We start from the raw sequence: 17970 nt of genomic DNA, 5'->3' as shown, positions 1-17970 counted from the left end.
CTCTATGGTACATGTATCCTTTATCTTTATTACTTTTTCGCGTACCTACAATATTTTAATAACAACTACGCCAATCATGTGTGCGATGATTTGTGAAATGTGCGGGAAAGAAGTTCCCGTTACCAAACCAATGATGGTCGAAGGCACCAAACTGAACCTGTGCCAGAATTGTGCCAAGTTCGGGGATGAATACAAGCAGACGAATTCTCCTTCTGGCTCATCCGCTGCCCCGGTCTCAAAGACAGTGATAGACGAAAGGCTTCAAAGAAGAGAAAGGAGGATGCAGACCAAGGATATCTATTCAACGACCACCAGGGAGCTGATAGATGACTACGGCCCCACGATAAGGAAAGCCAGAGAATCGAAAGGGATGGATCTGGACGAGTTCGCTAAATCAATCTTCGAAAGGAGGAGCATCCTTGCCAGGATCGAAGCGAATGAACTTGTCCCGGATGACAAGATGATCGCAAAGCTGGAAAAGGCGCTGAACATCATCCTCAAAGAGGATGTTCAGTCGGGCGGCGCAGTCGGAAAAGGCAACCAGAAGTCCGACGGCATGACACTAAGCAATTTCATTAAGAAAGAATGATCATCTGATAAGGACGGATGATCGTGCGTCATCTATAAAGGGCGAGATATCAACGCCTTTCTCACGCAAGATCATCAGTGCTGCGACCTCTGTACTTACATCGATCCTCTTGCTGACCTTATTGCACTCGGAAACGAATGCCCCCTTTTCCATCCCCGATTCCAGTGCTTTTTGGATGAGCTTCGTTAGCAGGTCGGAGGAAACATCTTTTTTCTTGGCCGGTTGCTGCTTGGGAGTATGTTCCTTCAGCATCTTCAGGAGATTGTCTGACGGCCTATAAGCGACTGGCACATTAACGGAAGAAGTGTCTATGGCGGGCCTGAGATACTCGTTTGTTTTACTCATGAGGCCCTTTTCGACCAGGATATTCATGAGGGTTTCAGCGTCTCGGTTGGGCATCCACCTCAGGTCAAGCGAAGCATACATTGTGAACTCTTTGGTCGTGAGGACATCCTTGCCCTTGTTAAGGAATATCGCGGCGAGGCAGGTCTCAAGCTCATCGGGCATATCGCATCATCCTCATCGGTGTAAAAATACGTTGCCGTGGCGAACGGCAGACGCAGGTTCACAAAGCCGAGAACGGATGGCTTTTCATGAATTCTTTATTCTCAACGAGTATCTCGTAAACAGCGGCGATCACTTCCGGATCGAAGCCCATATGTATCGCACGTCCGACAAGGATCGAGGCAAAGTATTCTTCCCACTTGGTAAAACCGGAAGCTTTGATCTTTGCTGCGACCTTTGCGATCCAGTCAAAGGATTCTTTTTCGTCTATCCACCCTAAGTGAACGAATATCCTTGCAAGATATCCGGCTCTGTCGAGATCCCATGCTATCAGAGTTTTGCATTTCCCTATGTAAGGGGCAAGTGTCGGAAGATATTCGCCCGCGGCCTCGACCAATGTTTCATAACTTTCAATGCTGTCTTCATCCAGTTCGTTCGGCTTTTTTGCTTTGAAATTACGATAATCCTATCCCAAAACGGACTCATGCCTGCCGTCAAGAAGAGATGCCAGCATTTCTCTTCCGTCTTTGGCATTTTTGATCCCCCAAGCTTCTTTCATCGCATCCTTCCAGTCGCTCTTCTCGCCGGTCATGGCAAAGACCTGGTACGGCTCGTAGTTGGTGCAGAGGAGCATTGCCCCGATCGGCAGATACTTGGCCTTGTCTGCGGGCACCGGGTGATCTTTGATGAATTGTTCGAGCTCTTCGTCACCCTCATCCGCATCAAAGTCAAATGACTCCGGGCGTACCTCCGCACCTTCTGCCACCGCAATGTATTGTGCGGTAAGATTTGCCATCTTTTGTTGGACAGCCATCATTTCCTGCTGCATTTTCACAAGGTTCTCAGGCGTCGGGTTGGCAATGTACTTTGACTGTATCGCCATCATCTCTGCCCGGAACTTCTCTGTTTCGGCCTGTATCTGTTTCATATCCATTTTTTCACTCTTCATTTGACAAAATCGTTCGTTCCCTCTATAACGGATGAATATCGTTGTATTGAGACACATACGCAGATTATCAGATAAAATATATTTGCTACAATTTGCCTCTCGCTCGCGCGTGCGTTGTATGTTTATTCACTAACAGAATAAAATAAAAGGAAGCCGATTCTTTAGAAAGATTTATAATGGGCGTCATATTAGCCTGTCATCCTGTATGGTGACTAAATGATATACACAAGGTTCGAGAAAGCAAGGATCATAGGTGCAAGGGCGCTTCAGATATCGTATGGTGCTCCTGTCCTCGTTGATTATCCCGAGGATATGCTGGACCCAATAGACATCGCCATGCTCGAGTATGAGAAGGACCTCATACCGATCACAGTAATCAGAAATTAAGAGGAATCACAATGAGCGAAGAGGAGAATGTAACCGTTAACGACGACCTGCTTGTCGCAGAGGACCTGTATCTTACATCTGGTGTACACATCGGTACCCAGCAGAAAAGTGCAGACATGAAGGACTTCATCTATAAGGTCAGGCAGGACGGTCTGTATGTACTGGATGTCAAGAAGACCGACGATAGGATAAGGGCTACCGCAAGTTTCCTTGCAAAGTACGATCCGAAGAGGATCCTAGTCGTTTCCGCAAGACAGTATGGTCAGAGACCCGCAAGGGAGTTCTCCAAAGCAATAGGCGCACCCGCATTTGCAGGGCGTTTCGTTCCGGGTACACTCACGAACCCCTCCAACGATGGGTTCATCGAGCCGGAGATACTGATGGTCACAGACCCCGCAGCCGACAAACAGGCACTTAACGAAGCACTCAACCTCGGCATACCGATAATCGCACTCTGCGATGCCAACAATGAGACCAGGAACGTCGATCTTGTTCTTCCCACAAACAACAAAGGAAGAAGGGCGCTTGCCTGCATTTACTGGCTCCTCACAAGAGAGGTTCTTTTCGCAAGGGGCGATATAAAGGACCGCGCCGACTTCCAGATGGAGATCGAGGACTTCGAAGCCAAGCTCTGATCTCCAGATCGGGGAAAGCAAACATTTTACCCTTCAAACCCATTTATGCTTTTATGAGACCTCCGGCCATGGCGGGCAGGTTCTATCCCGCGAAAAAGGATGATCTGCTGGCGAACATCAGAGACTGTTTCAACCATCCTATCGGCCCCGGGCTCCCTAAGCGCATCGGAAGCGATAGGATGATATCTGCTGCGATCGCTCCACACGCAGGATATATGGCATCGGGGATGAATGCCGCCCACACATACAAAAGAATAGCCGAGGACGGACTTCCCGATGCCTACATCGTGATCGGCCCCGACCACGTCGGGGTACCGTTCGAAGCCGTCATGTGCGACGAGGATTTCATGACCCCTCTGGGGCCGTGTAAGATACATGAAGAGATCGCAGCCAAGCTTAAGAGAACGATACCGTGCAACTGCGGCGCGCACCGATATGAGCACTCCATCGAGGTTCAGATACCGTTCCTGCAATTCATCGACAAGGACCCCAAGATCGTACCGATAATAATGGGCGATCAAAGTAAATCTACCGCAGAGAGACTGGCACATGCGATTAAAGAAGCATGCAAGGGAAGAGATGTGATAGTTATAGCGTCCAGCGACATGTCCCACTATATTCCCAAAGAAGATGCGGAGAGACTGAATACCATGGTCTTGAGAAAGATCGAAGAAATGGATGTTGACGGAATGTATTCGGTCATAGAAAGCAAGAAGATATCCGTGTGCGGATTCGGCCCGATGGCGACAGCAATATTCGAGTCTGAACCGTCAAGGGTAGAGATCTTGAAATACTCTGACTCATGGGACTCTCTGAGATATGACGTCATGTCGGTAGTAGGATATCTGTCGGCCGTTATGTGCAGGTAACACAGAAATAGAAAGAAAATCCGCCCTCATTAAAAGTTGGTCTGTGATATTAGTTTACCACAACAGAAAACCACAGACCGTATGTATGATGGGCGGCAAGGTTATAAAATAACCGATTTCCGGTGCGTACGGAAGCGGTCCTCTGTTTTGGAGGAGGAACGCATAGATGAAAATAGCGATCGGGATAGATGTGCATAAGGAAAAATGTGCGGCGTTTGCAGTGTACGCAGGCAAAGAAGAGCCGAGAAAGAAGAACCTGGATTTTTTGGAAAGATTCAACGCCGATTTCCGGAGGTTCCCTTCGGACGCTGCGGGAATGGTAGGACTGACGAACCGTCTTCACGGTCAGGATGCGTATATTCTGATAGAGAATTCGACCAAGTCTCACGACGTCTATTGGATGCTGACCAATCTCGGGTTCAGAGTGACGGTGGCCCATGCCGCCGACCTGTACAGGATAACCAGGTCCAAAACAAAGAACGATGATAACGACGCTGCTGAACTGGCGGGGTATATGCGCAGGCGGCTGATGGGGGAGATCGAGTTCGCCGTCGCCCATATGCCTTCGCGGGAGGTGCTGGTGCAGAGGGAATTGTGCAGGTTCGATATCAACGACAGGAACGATCTGACCGCTTTGAAAAAACAGATCAGATCCCATCTTCTGATAAGAGGAATGAAGCTGTCCCGCGATTACTCCGACATCACCTGTGTTCTTGCCCTCAGGGAGCTGAAGGCAACGGGGGACCACATTCTCATTCTGGATGCGGCGAAGGCCGAGAGTATCAAAGCGAGGAAGTCTCAGACGGAGAAGATGATCCGATACAGGATGGAAGGCAACAGGATGTTCGATATCGTTTGGTCGGTCCCCGGATTCGGTATCCTGTCTGCGGCGTATGTCACGTGCATGGCCGATGATATGACACGTTTCGTGGATGGGCGGGCATTCGCCGCATCTGCCGGTATAACTCCCAAACTTGACGAATCCGCCGACAGACCGAAGAACTGCGGGATCAGCCGCAGAGGGGACCCAGAACTCAGGAGGCTGTTGTGCCAGGCAACGTTCGTTCACATAAACCATGCGGACTCGTTCATATCCGAGAAATACAAACGTCTGAAGGCCAACGGCAAACATCACAACGAGGCGTTGGTGGCATGTGCGAATTCCATGGCCCGTATGATCTGGGCCATGGTGACCCGGGACAGGAAGTATTCCGCAGACCCGACAGTGATGGCTGTGACAAGATATCTCGCCGATTCCGACGAGATAGAGGATGAGATGGAGGCAGCGCAGACAGAATGATCATGAACGATCGGGATGCGGTGAAGCACAGCCGGACGGGAAAGGATGTCGGCTTCTTTTTGGCCTTCGTGGTCGCTTAGAAAATCGATACAGTATCGTCGGGCATATCGGGAACGCGGAAATGGCCTTCGGGGCCGGGCAATAAATCGATGATGCGGAACTGCGGGGGACCCGACCGCATGGGTTAATGGATATCACAGACCGATGCCTCCACGGTCGGCATCGGAACATGGGGACGACCTTAGGTTGTTTTTATGGGTAGGATCAGCGGATGCGGTAACAACCTTTATCAAAAACGAGTGGCTATAGTGGTGACAGACCAACTTTTAATGGAATAAAAGGGGCGTATGCCCCGTAAAAATTAAACACGTTTTAAATGCGTTTAAGATATCTCAGATTGGGTTCGTATACCAATCCCTTATCCATCAGAACATTGGAGATCTCTTCTAGCTCCATGCTCGATATTCCCTCCGATTCCGCTCTTCTTTCGAGCTCGTCCCTGGGCGCACCTTTGCCGTCGGTGTCCAATTCTTCCAAGAGAGACATGATGATGTCCTCCATGTCTGCGTTGTTGCGGTTGGACGATCCGGGCTCGATATCGATCTCATCGGGCATATCGGCCATGTCCTCCGGAAGACCCAGATCGATGTTCTTCTCAGGAAGTATTGTCCGCAGAGCGGTCTGTATCGATTTGAGATAGACTGTCGAGTTAGGAATGTCGTATTGATCCAAAGCAGTTATTATTCCCTTTGCATCCTTCTCGCTCAGCCCCCCCTCTAAGAGTGCTTTCTCCGAAAGATCCCCGCCGAGAGCTGATGCCTTCCTCATTTTGTTCATTCTGTCCCAGGTCGATTTTGCGGCATCGAGGATCCACTGAGCCCTGATTTCCTCATTGATCCTCACAACGGATTCAGGTCTTATCGAAACAAACACTTTCCCCTCATCGGTCGTATATGTCCTTACTTTCCCGACAACCGCAACGAATGCCGGCGCCTCAATGTCGGCCATTGCCGCAGACGCTTCCGGCTGGTATCTTCCGACATTTATGAAGAAATTGCCGCTGGCAAGATCTTGTATGCGGCCTCTCCACATCGGCTCGTCATCGGTGCCGACGTTCTCCTTCTCAGTAAGGACGCCGGCAACGAGCACTCTGTTGACCATTGCGCCGAGTCTCGAGACCAAATATGAGGGGGATTTATCATCGTCACCCTTGATCTCATAGGTAGCGGTGTTCAATTCAGAGGAGAATAACCTCCAAGCGGTCTCTCTGGCATTCACAGTGCCGCCTCCAGTTCGTTGTAGAGTTCTTCGGCCTCTGCATGGACATTGACGGCCTCGACCTTAGCTTCGTTGACTATCATCATCGGTCCATAATCGTCGCTCAGGACATTACCGGTGACCGTCATCTTTTTCATTATTATCAGTCCAGCTATCTCCCTTGCTACCACCTCGGAATCCCCCCTCGCTTTGGCCAATCCTTCCGCTGCGGCGAGCGTTATCCCGGTAAGTCTTTCTGTGTCCTGACGGTTGACGACAGCGCTTATCGCACCCGTACCGTCGTCAAGTATGAGTTTCATTCTCAGATCGGGTATCGGCTCCACCCTGCCGTGTGTGGTGCACTCGCCGTTCAGTACGGATCTGTTGCAGTCGGGGCATCTCCAGATCAGCCCGCTTCCGGTCCTCAGATCGACGACCGTTCCTGTAACAGATATATCCAGGCCGCCCCCGACCTTAATCAGATCCGCGATGGTCTTCTTTGAGACGGCAACATCTATTTCTCCGAAGCTGTCATCGACCCTGCTCACTTCGCACTTGTCGCCGAGGTTCAATTGCGGGATGCCCTTCCATGCTCTTATATAGGCGTTCTTGACGCAGATCGTCTCTCCCGCCTTCAGGCTGTAGTCGTTCCATGCGGAATATTGTATCTTGCCCGTATCATCGGCGATCAATCCTGAATAGACGGTCTTGGGCTCCCCCTTCACAGTTATATTCCTTTGTTCGACGGTCATGATGCGGCCGGTCACTGTGATGTTGCCCACACCTTCTCTGATATCCCCTATCTTTATTTCTGTGGATTCTGCGGTCAATGTGCGCTCCGGCACATCCACACGGACCCCCTCCGCCTTCTCGACCTTTCCGCGTGAACCGAGATTGATCTGAACCTTTTCGTTCCACAGTTTGGTGTATGCGTTCTTGAAAACGTAGACAGCCCCCTTTTCAAGTTCAACGCTGTCCCCCTCCCAGATCGTAAAAGGAGCCGTACCGGTCTCATCCCCGAGAATTCCGGAGACTATTGTTTTCGGAGTGCCTCTTACGGTTATTTGTTTCTTGTCAACGAATATTGCCTTCGCAGTTATGTCGACATTCATCTCTGTACCTTTGAGGTCGGATACTTTCTTGGATAAAGTATCGGCCGTCAAAAACGAGGAAGAACCGTCCGCCCCATATTTCCTCTTGATCCCCCTCTTTGCGGCTTCCGGCGTAACACGATATTCGTTAAGATAGGTGTTCAGTTCCTTCATCAGCTGGGCGTCGTCGATCTTTCCGTTCAGCTCTTTTTTTAGTTCATCAAAATAGATTTGCAGTTCTTCTTTGTTCATTGTATCGACCTCTTTGTTTTCCCATCTTGAGGTGTTTCATTGTACTCATTGATGGTATAAAAGCTTAAGTGGGGGGTGTCCGAAAGTACCCGAAAGTGGTCCATTAAAGCAGTGATCCTCTTATGTTGTGGCGCAAAAATAGACAAAGAAAGATCGATATGAAAGGACGCGTTAGATCGGGGGGTGCCGTCATGGGCGTGACGGCTGTGCCCCCGATCACATTATGGCCCCTTTATTGTCTCGACCGCCTTTTCCGGTATAGGTATATCAGGATCAGGGTGGCTGCGACGATCAGCAGGATGCAGATCATACAACACCATAGTGGGCTGTTGCCGTGGTCGGCGGGGCCGCTTTCGGCCTTGAAGTGCAGGTCGAGGCTCATCGATGTCGAGACATTCTCGAACGCAACTTCCGGCGATGTGTACGTCTGTCCATCCACATTCCACTTGTTGAAGACGTAGCCTTCGTCCGACGTTGCCGTCACGGTGACATCGGAACCAACTGCGATCCTGACGGGGTCGGTGTACTTGATTGGAGGCGAACCGTCAACGCTGTACGTCGCAAAGCCGCTGCCCTCTGCGGTATTTATCGTCAGGGTGATCTCGTTCCCCGGACCGGATGTGACACTCTTCACCTGTATTGTGTGGTTGGACATCACGTTGGGGAAGGTGTACGATCCGCTGTCGATCTCGGTTTGTTTTAATGGATACAGACCATCTATCAGCACTTCGGTTATCTTGTAACCTTCCTTCGCCTTGAAGGCGAACGTTTGGTTGTCGCCCTGCTGCACCGTTACCTTTCCGCTCGGGGTTATTGTGGAACCTGAGTCGGACATCGCCCAAATGGTGTACATTTTCGGTCCGGTGGACCCGGCCTCAAATGTAGCGGTGACCGTATCGCCGTTTGCCATTGGGAAAGTGACAGGGCCTTGGTTGACCGCGGGATCGTTGTTCAGCCTGAAGCTGACGGAACCGGCAGAATTCTCCGCGGCGAATGTCAGCTCAGACGTTCCCAATGAAATGATGAAGGGATAGGTCCCCGGCCCGCTGTAGATCTCATTGAAATCTGTCCCTGTGACCCTTACCGAACCGTTGCCTATTATCTCCAAATTGATCATATTGCCGACAAAGGCTATCAGTTGGTTGGCGTCCGGCATGCCGAGAGGATAGGCTCTGGTCGTGATCCTATGCGGAGGCTGCATGGAATTATATTCCGTGACCTGTCCGTCCGGAGTTCCGTCTATTAGGATGAGCGCCTCGGTCTCTTTCACTCCGGCCGGCACGTCGAATATCACCGTCGTGTCGGCAGAGATGCTGCCGATCCCCGTGACCTTGGAATAAACAAGGTCCGCATTGGGGGTGCCGGTGAAATATAACGTTGAACCCGCGGCGGAGGCTGAGATATCAAAATCGCCGTCTATCGTGCTTCCCACGCCGAAGGTCACGGTGTTAAGGGTATCTGTGAGCAGAACGTCGCCGCTTACGTTGCTGTTGTTGGTGAATACAACGGAGGCATCGGCGATTATGCCGTTCGAAGAGGCTTGGATGAGTCCCGGGTCGCCGATGGAAACACCATTGATAATGGTGGCTATGTCCTTTGTGATTATTCCGTTATCGCTTACGTACGTGCCGTCAGACCCGATAATGCCGCCCCGGGCGTTGGTGACGGAGCTTCCTCCGCTGCCCGTATCGAGCATTATGGCTGCGGATGCGCCGTAGATGTATGCAGTGCCTATTGTGAACCCGTTGCTGATCACCACCTGACTGTCCGAGTATATGCCCTGACCGTTACTGTCCGTTGCCATGATAATTCCGTAGTTGGCGACCGCACCGCCGGTCGCAATGAACGTACCGTACGAGTTGCCTCTGATGATGCCTGTTACTCCGTTCACGATTATGTCGAGAGCGTCCGCGTAGACGCCGCTGCCGCGAGAGGTATCGGGTGCTTCGGCATTGACCTCCGCGGTATTGGTGATTGTGCTGTTGGGCTCGGCCTCGATGCCGCAGACATCTCCGGTCGCGGCGGTCACAGACAACACGCCGCGCTCGCCGCTGTCGATCCCGCCTAAAGTGTTAGACAACAGCGTGGCCGTGTATCCCGAGCGGACCAATAAACCGATGCTGCCGTTCACAGTGACTTTGCTGCCATCGGCCAAGATCACGTAAACGAGATTGCTGTCAATGACGATCTGAGAGTTGAGAGTGACATTTCCTTCAACAATGTACCAGCCGTTGTTCGGATCTCCAGGATTATTTCTCAGGGCATATGAGCCATACAGCTGTAACAAGGTATCGAAAGCATCCTGGTCGAGCACCATCGGCGGGAAAGGAACGGGGACCTCTGCGCCGCTTCTGCTGACATAGGTCGTACCAATGTCCGCATATGGATGGGCGATCAGGGTCTCGCCGCCTCTGGTCATTATCATGAAGTACTGAGCCGTACCTCCGGGCGGCGGGGACGGAGAGGACAGATGGCCCATCGCCATGGAGCCTCCCCCTATCAGTATGATCCAGTCGGTATCGGCTAAGGTCGGCATTGTCCAACTGTTGTCCACATTGAAGGACACGTTCGTCGTCATCATGATCGACGAAATTCCGGTCACTGTTGAGTATAAATACATGCCGATTCCCCCAACCGTATGGGGTTCCCCGATGAATCTGAGAGTTGAATTTCCCGTACCGATGTTAAAGTCGCCCTCGATTCTACTGCCGGCCGAGAATGTTACCTCATTGTATGCGTTGGATAGGGCGACATTGCCAATGATTTTGCTGTAATTGGTAATATTGACAGAAGCACCAGCGAAAATGCCGTTTGTGGTTCCCGATATCAGATTTTCGTTAGTGATCGTCCCGCCCGCACCGAGGTAGAAACCGTTGGTGCCGCCGTCGATCGTGCCCGTGGTGTAATTATTGATGATAGTGCCCGCGGCAACGGAATAAATGCCGCCGCCGGTGGCACCGGTTCCGTTACCGGTTATGACGCCGTAGTTGTCAATGGTGCTGTTCGCCGCACCTGCCGCAGAAAGATATATGCCTGTGGCACCGCCGTTTATCGTGCCTCTCATATTGTTGGTGATAACGACATTAGTGGCTGAGTTTATGCCATAGCCGGATGTCAATGTCCCGTCTATACTGCCGTAGTTGTCGATGGTGCTGTTCGCTGCGCTTGATAGATTTACTCCATTGGTACCGCCCGTTATTTTACCGTCATCTTTGTTGGTGACCGTTGTCTTGCCGCTTGAATTGATGCCATATGAAGTGCCTGAGATCAGATTATAATTGGTGACAGTCCCGCCCGTGATAAGTAGTATGCCGGTGACGCTTGTTATCTTGCCCGTGGCGTAGTTGCTGATGACGATGATCACCAAGGAATAAATGCCGCGGTATCCTCTACCGATTATCTCGCCGTAGTTGTCTATGGTGCTGTTCGTTGCGCCATAATTCGCATTCACGCCGTCGGAGCCGCCCGTTACCGTACCGCCCTCATTGTTGGTGAACGACACCGTGCCTCTGAGATAGAGGCCATAAGTGGTGCCTGAGATAAGATTATCGTTGATGATCGTTCCGTTAGAAGAAAAGGAAATGCCGTCGTATCCGCCGGCGATCGTGCCCGTGGCGTAGTTGTTAACGGCGGTACCCGCTACAGATGAAAAAACGCCGCCGCTCCCTTCTTGAATCCCGGTACCCTTTATCATACCGTAGTTGTAAATGGTGCTGTTCGCTGCATTAACCTTAAAAATAATGCCGGTGCCGCCGCTGGTTATCGTGCCCCCATCATTGTTGGTGACCGACGCCTTGCCGTTGGAATTGATGCCATAGTTGATGCCGGAAATCAGATTATCGTTGGTGATGGTCCCGCCTACCAAGAGGTTTACGCCGTTGTATCCGCCGGTTATTGTACCCGTAACGTAGTTGTTTACGACGGTGCCTGTGCCACCGGAATAAATGCCGCCATTGGAGTCAATGGAGTTACCATTGCCGGTAATCCCACCGTAGTTGTCGATGGTGCTGTTGTTCGTTGCCCCTGTACCCAGAAATATGCCGGTGGCGTCACCGGTGATTGTGCCGCCCGCATTGTTGGTGATCGACACCTTGTTGTTGGAAGAGATGCCGTACGCAGTGCCAGAAATCCGATTCTCATTGATGATCGTCGTGTCCGCAGTAAGATAGATACTGCACCATGCACTTATTATCGTGCCTGATACGTAGTTTTTAATGACGGTGCCCGCGGCAGCGGAACGAATACCGCCGCCGGTGTAAGTTGTTCCATTTCCTGTTATTCCGCCGTAGTTGTCAATGGTACTGTTAGTTGCGGCCAAAGCGATGTTCACGCCGGCATTACCGCCCGTGACATTTGAGACATTGGTGAGTTTGCATTCCGCGCCGTTAATATTGATCACTGTGCCCGCAGATGTCAGTTTTCCGGTCTTTGCGACCGTTGATGTTGATGACCCAGGATATATCTGAAGGGTCGAACTTGCGTTCATGTTAATTGTGGTAACTTCCAATGTGAAGCCGTCCATGATGATCAGATGCACATCGCCGCTGACGGTGACCGAGCCCGCGGTGATGTTGTTGTCGATGTAATACCAACTGCCGTCATCCATTGCTGTGGTTGCAACTGTGAACTGTGTAAGTGGTTCGCTCGTGACGGCGACGGTGTTGCCCGTCTCGTCAATGTAATAGGCGGGTGCTGCCGCTTCAGTGCTGCTGCTGTGTGTGGGTATTGAAACAAGTGCTGCGATTATCACAGCAAAAAGTGTCAAAAGTATCAACATTCTAACGTTGTGTAAAAAAATTTCATTTTTCATCTGAACCCCCCCTTTATTTATAAAGTCAATATAGATATTATATATATAATACATTCGATTGCTTGAAATATGCCGCCGTTCAGGGAGGACCTATTCGGCAAACGGCAAGCGGTTCGAATGTTCCCTTGATCATAGGCCGCCGTTATAAAAAAAACGTTCGGGAACCAACCTCCTATTAGAAATATTTTTGAGAAAACGAAGACGATCGGCGTAATAACGAGGTTGCCGCTCTTGAAAAAAGTGGCTGTTAAGGCATGGCACAAGAGACGTTTGCAAATATCGCAATATTTAAAAGTATAATTGCAATAATCCGATATGGTTCCCAAGAAGAGGATAGACGAGATTCTTGACGGATACGACACCAGCGAAATAACCATCGCCACGGTGTGTTCGCACTCGTCGCTGCAAATTTTTCACGGAGCGCGCAAGATGGGCTTCAAGACCTTGGGGTTGACCACAAAAGACAACACGAAGCACTATGATGCATTCCCGCTGGCAAAGCCAGATGAGATAATAAAATACTCCGATTACGATGAAATGTCCGAAAGGAACGGAGAACTTCTCGATAGGAATACGGTGATAATCCCCCACGGTTCGTTCGTTGAGTACATGGGGGCGAACAAGTTCGAGGATTTCGAGGTCCCCTCTTACGGCAACAGAGCGGTCCTGCAATGGGAGTCCAACCGTGAGAAACAGAGGAACTGGCTCACTTCGGGCGGCGTCCCGATGCCGAGGCTCATCACCGACGCGAGAGAGATAAACGAGGTCGTGATGGTAAAGTACCACGGAGCGAAAGGCGGACGCGGATTCTTCATCGCAAAGGATTACCCGGATTTCAAGATGTCCATCGACAGTACCCAGCCGTACACGATACAAGAGTACTGTATGGGCACCAGATACTATCTGCACTTCTTCTATGACCCGCTGAAAAAGGACGGATACATGTGCAAGCACGGAGGGTCCCTTGAACTCTTATCCATCGACAGAAGGGACGAGAGCAACATAGACGAGATGTACAAGATGGGTTCGATCGAAGATGCGAAAAGACGCGGACTCTACCCATCATTCGTTGTGACAGGCAACACGCCGGTTGTGATAAGGGAATCCCTTCTCCCGAAAGCGTTCGAGATGGGAGAGAATTCGGTCAACCGTGCCTATGAGCTATTCGGAGGCATGTGGGGGCCGTTCTGTTTAGAAACTGTGGTCACTGACAAGCTCGACTTCAAGGTGTTCGAGATCTCCACCAGGATCGTTGCCGGAACGAATCCGTTCATTTCCGGCTCGCCTTATGCAGACCTTATATATCCGGGGTTAAGCACGGGCGGAAGGATCGCAATGGCGATAAGGGATGCATCGGTGTCAAACGATCTGAAAACACTGATGACTTAAAAATAAAGGATAATATACTAAAATCACTTGGGGTAGAACGATGGTATCAAAAAGGCTGATGGGCGTTCCTGCGTCTGGAACTATAGCACTCTCCAATCTTGTGAGCTTTATGAAATCTAAAGGAGCAGATATAATTTCCTTTTCGATGGGAGAGCCGGACTTCACAACCCCTCAGAACATCATCGACGCATGTAAGAAATCCCTCGATGACGGTTTCACGCATTATACGAACTCCGCCGGCATTCCCGAGCTGAGGAAGGCAATATCAACAAAGGCATTTTACGAAAATAACATTCACTGCACGGCGAAGAATGTGTTGGTAACACCAACAAAACATGCAATATTCATGGCTGCGCTGGCATTCCTCGACCGCGGGGACGAGGTTATCATGGAGGATCCGAACTGGGTCACGTATGATGCGGCAATAAGGATAGCTGAGGCAAAGCCGAAATTTGTCACGACAAGTTTCGATGACGGTTTTGTCGTAGACCCAGCAAAGATCGAGGATTCCATAACGCCGAAGACAAAGATGATAATTCTCAACTCGCCGTCCAACCCGACAGGCAATGTGATACCTCGCGAAACATTAGAAGAGATAGCGAATATAGCTATCGAGAACGACCTCATGGTCCTTTCCGATGAGATATATGAGAACATCATCTACGAAGGCAATCATTTCTCCATCGCATCGATACCGGAGATGTTCGACAGGACGATCACGGTTTCCGGATTATCAAAGACGTATGCGATGACAGGATGGAGGCTCGGCTGGGCGATAGCCTCGGAAGAGAACCTTAAGGCGCTGGACATTATCCAGACCCATTCCATATCCTGCTGCACCTCTTTTGCTCAGCCGGCAGCCGTAGAAGCGATCACGGGACCGCAGAATGAAAAAGAAGCCATGGTAAAAGAATTCAGGAAACGCCGCGACCTGGCAGTCGATCTGATAAGGGAGATCAGAGGGCTGGAAGTGAATGTACCACAAGGGGCTTTCTACCTGTTCCCCAGGTATGCGCCGAAGATCAGGTCGGAGATAATGTGCACAAAGATGCTTGAAGAGGCACAGGTCGCCGTGACACCGGGATCCGCATTCGGGCCGAACGGCGAAGGCTGTTTCAGACTTTCCTATGCGACCAGCGAAGAGCAGATAATCGAGGGCCTGTCTAGGATAAAGAAGTTCATGTTCACACTGTGATGTCTGAAGTAACGTCAGAAGAGCGTGTGCGTTAAAATAAATATAGGTTAGCAGATAGCGGAGCCATCACATCCCGAGGGATAATATTGAGCAGAACACTTTTCACAGTAGGACCGGTCAACGTTGAACAAGAGGTCCTTCAAGCGCAGACGAAACCGATGATAACACACAGGTCCAAAGAGTACAAGGCTCTGCACCAAGCCGTCGAAGAGAAGATGAAGAAAGCGCTGGAAACCGACATGGACATTCTGATGGTTGGCGGGTCCGCATCAGTATTCCTTGAGGGGATGATAAGGAACGGCGTTAAAGAAAAGACCCTCGGCATAACCAACGGTTCATTCGGCGACAGATCGATCGAGATAGCCGAACTCAACGGCAAGACCGTTGACAAAGTACAGGTCGGATGGGGCAAGGCGATCCGTGCGGAACACATCAAAGGAAAGGTCAAGAAGGACATCGAGGCTGTGCACTGGGTCAGCAACGAATCGTCGACCGGAGTGTTCAGCGACTCCAATGAGATAGCCGACGAAGTAAGGTCACAAAATCCGAACGCATTAGTGTTCATCGACGCCGTAACATCCGCATTCGCAATGGATCTGAAACTGAAGAAACTGGATGCAGATGCCGTAGTGTTCGGGACACAGAAAGCACTGGCGCTCCCTCCGGGCATATCGATGATGGTCATGTCTGAAAAGCTGCTTAAGAAGGCCGAGACGGTACCGAACAGAGGTTTCTACACCGACCTTATCAAGGTCAAGAAGCAGAATGACGAGAACTATGCGCTCACGACGATCCCGGTATCACTAATGTTCGCATTGGACTTCCAACTGGACCGCATCCTCGCAGAGGGGATGCAGGCAAGATACAGAAGGCACAAGGAGATGGGAGACATCGTCGAAAAGTGGGCTGACAAGAAACTCTACGGAATATTCCCGGAGAAAGGGTACCGCTCAAACACGATCAGCGTCCTCAACAAGGGCGAACTCGACTTTGCGAAGTTCCATTCAGCCCTTAAATCAAGAGGGTATGAGATATCCGAGGGATACGGGAACATAAAAGACAAAACATTCAGAATAGGGAACATGGGAGACACCACGCCCGCAGGCGTGAAGAAACTGCTCTCAGTAATGGACGAGATATTGGAGGAAAAAGCATGACCAGGATATTGGTGTCAGACCCTCTTGACAAAGAAGGCCTGGATATACTGAAAGGATCCGGCTTTCCGGTAGACGAGAAGGCGGACCTGACCGAAGACCAACTTTGCCAGATCATAGGGGGTTACGACTGCCTTATCATAAGGTCCGGAACAAAGGTCACGAAAAAAGTGATAGACGCAGGGAAGAAACTGAGGGTCATAGGAAGGGCCGGCGTGGGAGTGGACAATGTCGATATTCCATACGCAACGGAGAAAGGTATCCTGATAATGAACACTCCCGCGGCAAACATCCTTTCAGCTGCGGAGCACTCATGCGCAATGCTGCTGGCACTTGCTAGGAACATACCCTTCGCACATGAATCCATGCACAAGGGCGAATGGAAAAGATCCAAATATACGGGAGTGGAACTCAACGGAAAGATCCTCGGAATAGTGGGAGTGGGAAGGGTCGGAGGAGAAGTGGCCAAGAGGATGAAAGCCTTCAACATGACCATGATCGGTTATGATCCATACCTCCCCAAAGAGGTCGCAGACGAAATAGGAGTAAGACTCACGACATTCGAAGAAGTGATACAGACGGCGGACTTCATGACGATCCACACTCCTTTGCTCCCCGAGACGAAGAACATGATCAGCCTTCCTCAATTCAAGATGATGAAACCCAATGCCAGGATCGCAAACGTGGCAAGAGGCGGGATCGTGAACGAGGACGATCTGTACACGGCGCTCAAAGAGAAGATAATCGCCGGCGCAGCATTCGACGTATGGTGCAACGAACCTCTTGAAGAGAATGAGAAGAAACTTCTGACGCTGGACAACCTGGTAACGACCCCCCACCTCGGAGCAAGCACGGTGGAGGCGCAGTTCAGGGTCGCCGTCGAGGTCGCCGAGGCAGCCGTCAGGTATCTCAAGAACGGAGAAATAACCAATGCGATCAACGCACCGCGCGGAAAGCTCGATCCCGAGACGGAAGTGTTCGTACCTCTCGCCGAGCGCATGGGGGTCTTCGCCCACCAGATGAGCGGGACCAACCCCATCGACGGGTTGGAGATAACATATTGCGGGGAACTGGCGGCAAAACCGACAAAGATGCTCACCGTGTCGTTTGTGATCGGGCTGTTGCAGAAAATAATCGGCCGCGAGAACGCGAATATAATCAACGCCCTGCCTATAGCAAAACAGAAGGGCATATCAATAAAAGAGTCAACGACAGAGCGGTCCGCCGACTATGCGAATATGATCGAGGTAAAGATCAGCTCTAAAGGGAAGACGACCTCCATACGCGGGACAGTGTTCGGCAACCTGCCTAGGCTTGTGGGATTCAACGAATTCACATTCGATGCCCCGATGAGCGGGGACATGATCCTGGTAGCGTACAAGGACTCCCCCGGCATAATCGGTGCGGTGGGCACCGTCTGCGGCAACAACAACATCAACATAGCACAGATGTCTGTCGGCAGATCGAATGACGATGCGCTGATGGTCATGACGGTAGATCAGCATGTCCCCGCCGAGGTGCTGAAAAAGATAGGCAAGGTCGCAGGCACCACTGATGTTAAATTTGCGGACCTCGTTGACAACTGAGAG

Annotated in this window: 15 protein-coding genes; 9 read left to right on the top strand and 6 right to left on the bottom strand. The window is 50.8% G+C overall.

Translation table 11 applies throughout. The features are described from left to right. Window positions 1-76: 76 nt before the first annotated feature. Window positions 77-589: a multiprotein bridging factor aMBF1 gene (locus Mpt1_RS06540; protein WP_048113296.1), complete on the top strand. Its 513-nt coding sequence runs from the start codon at window positions 77-79 to the stop codon at window positions 587-589. On the opposite strand, the gene Mpt1_RS06535 is transcribed toward Mpt1_RS06540, so the two are convergent. The 3 genes from Mpt1_RS06535 to Mpt1_RS06525 all read right to left on the bottom strand — a co-directional run bounded on the left by Mpt1_RS06535 (window position 590) and on the right by Mpt1_RS06525 (window position 2042). Next, window positions 590-1096: a DUF2240 family protein gene (locus Mpt1_RS06535; protein WP_048113295.1), complete on the bottom strand. Its 507-nt coding sequence runs from the start codon at window positions 1094-1096 to the stop codon at window positions 590-592. Between the two features lie 58 nt (window positions 1097-1154). Then, a complete protein-coding gene (locus tag Mpt1_RS06530) occupies window positions 1155-1490 on the bottom strand; it encodes a DUF1266 domain-containing protein (RefSeq protein ID WP_048113294.1) in 336 nt (111 codons plus the stop codon). Window positions 1491-1559: 69 nt separating this feature from the next. After that, window positions 1560-2042, bottom strand: a complete 483-nt coding sequence (locus Mpt1_RS06525) for a membrane protein insertase YidC (protein ID WP_048113290.1) — start codon at window positions 2040-2042, stop codon at window positions 1560-1562. Window positions 2043-2258: 216 nt separating this feature from the next. On the opposite strand from Mpt1_RS06525, the gene Mpt1_RS06520 reads away from it, so the two are divergent. From Mpt1_RS06520 to Mpt1_RS06505, 4 genes are all read left to right on the top strand, one after another. Further along, window positions 2259-2429 carry a DNA-directed RNA polymerase subunit K gene (locus tag Mpt1_RS06520; protein ID WP_048113288.1) on the top strand — a complete coding sequence of 57 codons (171 nt, stop codon included), beginning with the start codon at window positions 2259-2261 and terminating at the stop codon, window positions 2427-2429. A gap of 11 nt (window positions 2430-2440) precedes the next feature. Then, window positions 2441-3064 (top strand): 30S ribosomal protein S2, encoded by a 624-nt coding sequence (rpsB, locus tag Mpt1_RS06515; protein ID WP_048113286.1) that lies wholly within the window; start codon window positions 2441-2443, stop codon window positions 3062-3064. Between the two features lie 53 nt (window positions 3065-3117). Beyond that, entirely contained in the window at window positions 3118-3933 is an 816-nt protein-coding gene (gene amrB, locus Mpt1_RS06510) for an AmmeMemoRadiSam system protein B (RefSeq protein WP_048113284.1), read from the top strand. A 166-nt stretch (window positions 3934-4099) separates the two neighbouring features. Beyond that, the gene (locus Mpt1_RS06505) at window positions 4100-5233 is read left to right on the top strand and encodes an IS110 family RNA-guided transposase (protein WP_048111096.1); all 1134 of its coding nucleotides are present in this window, start codon (window positions 4100-4102) and stop codon (window positions 5231-5233) included. 372 nt (window positions 5234-5605) lie between these two features. Here Mpt1_RS06505 and Mpt1_RS06500 read toward each other — a convergent pair whose 3' ends face one another. The 3 genes from Mpt1_RS06500 to Mpt1_RS06490 all read right to left on the bottom strand — a co-directional run bounded on the left by Mpt1_RS06500 (window position 5606) and on the right by Mpt1_RS06490 (window position 12598). Further along, window positions 5606-6511 carry an RPA family protein gene (locus tag Mpt1_RS06500; RefSeq protein ID WP_048113282.1) on the bottom strand — a complete coding sequence of 302 codons (906 nt, stop codon included), beginning with the start codon at window positions 6509-6511 and terminating at the stop codon, window positions 5606-5608. After that, complete coding sequence (locus tag Mpt1_RS06495; protein ID WP_048113278.1) at window positions 6508-7833, bottom strand: single-stranded DNA-binding protein; 1326 nt, start codon at window positions 7831-7833, stop codon at window positions 6508-6510. The genes Mpt1_RS06500 and Mpt1_RS06495 overlap by 4 nt, the downstream gene beginning before the upstream one ends. 232 nt (window positions 7834-8065) lie before the next feature. After that, on the bottom strand, window positions 8066-12598 hold the full coding sequence (locus Mpt1_RS06490; protein WP_148305856.1) for a beta strand repeat-containing protein: 4533 nt from the start codon (window positions 12596-12598) through the stop codon (window positions 8066-8068). A 360-nt stretch (window positions 12599-12958) separates the two neighbouring features. Between Mpt1_RS06490 and Mpt1_RS06485 the strand changes: the two genes are divergently transcribed. From Mpt1_RS06485 to serA, 4 genes are all read left to right on the top strand, one after another. Beyond that, window positions 12959-14032 (top strand): formate--phosphoribosylaminoimidazolecarboxamide ligase, encoded by a 1074-nt coding sequence (locus tag Mpt1_RS06485; RefSeq protein ID WP_048113274.1) that lies wholly within the window; start codon window positions 12959-12961, stop codon window positions 14030-14032. Window positions 14033-14072: 40 nt separating this feature from the next. Beyond that, window positions 14073-15227, top strand: a complete 1155-nt coding sequence (locus Mpt1_RS06480; RefSeq protein WP_048113271.1) for a pyridoxal phosphate-dependent aminotransferase — start codon at window positions 14073-14075, stop codon at window positions 15225-15227. Window positions 15228-15313: 86 nt separating this feature from the next. Then, window positions 15314-16384 (top strand): pyridoxal-phosphate-dependent aminotransferase family protein, encoded by a 1071-nt coding sequence (locus Mpt1_RS06475; protein WP_048113265.1) that lies wholly within the window; start codon window positions 15314-15316, stop codon window positions 16382-16384. Next, window positions 16381-17967 (top strand): phosphoglycerate dehydrogenase, encoded by a 1587-nt coding sequence (gene serA, locus Mpt1_RS06470; protein ID WP_048113261.1) that lies wholly within the window; start codon window positions 16381-16383, stop codon window positions 17965-17967. Before Mpt1_RS06475 ends, serA begins: the two co-directional genes overlap by 4 nt. Window positions 17968-17970: the final 3 nt, after the last annotated feature.

The sequence above is a fragment of the Candidatus Methanoplasma termitum genome (genome assembly GCF_000800805.1).
GTDB classification, from domain to species: domain Archaea; phylum Thermoplasmatota; class Thermoplasmata; order Methanomassiliicoccales; family Methanomethylophilaceae; genus Methanoplasma; species Methanoplasma termitum.
Note: the sequence above shows the minus strand (reverse complement) of the source record. Positions and strands in the feature narration are given on the sequence as shown.

Coding starts and splice junctions, on each gene's coding strand:
- serA (WP_048113261.1), top strand. CDS start 16,381: ATGACCAGGATATTGGTGTCAGACCCTCTTGACAAAGAAGGCCTGGAT.
- Mpt1_RS06525 (WP_048113290.1), bottom strand. CDS start 2,042: ATGAAGAGTGAAAAAATGGATATGAAACAGATACAGGCCGAAACAGAG.
- Mpt1_RS06485 (WP_048113274.1), top strand. CDS start 12,959: ATGGTTCCCAAGAAGAGGATAGACGAGATTCTTGACGGATACGACACC.
- Mpt1_RS06520 (WP_048113288.1), top strand. CDS start 2,259: ATGATATACACAAGGTTCGAGAAAGCAAGGATCATAGGTGCAAGGGCG.
- Mpt1_RS06495 (WP_048113278.1), bottom strand. CDS start 7,833: ATGAACAAAGAAGAACTGCAAATCTATTTTGATGAACTAAAAAAAGAG.
- rpsB (WP_048113286.1), top strand. CDS start 2,441: ATGAGCGAAGAGGAGAATGTAACCGTTAACGACGACCTGCTTGTCGCA.
- Mpt1_RS06540 (WP_048113296.1), top strand. CDS start 77: ATGTGTGCGATGATTTGTGAAATGTGCGGGAAAGAAGTTCCCGTTACC.
- Mpt1_RS06535 (WP_048113295.1), bottom strand. CDS start 1,096: ATGCCCGATGAGCTTGAGACCTGCCTCGCCGCGATATTCCTTAACAAG.
- Mpt1_RS06480 (WP_048113271.1), top strand. CDS start 14,073: ATGGTATCAAAAAGGCTGATGGGCGTTCCTGCGTCTGGAACTATAGCA.
- amrB (WP_048113284.1), top strand. CDS start 3,118: ATGAGACCTCCGGCCATGGCGGGCAGGTTCTATCCCGCGAAAAAGGAT.
- Mpt1_RS06505 (WP_048111096.1), top strand. CDS start 4,100: ATGAAAATAGCGATCGGGATAGATGTGCATAAGGAAAAATGTGCGGCG.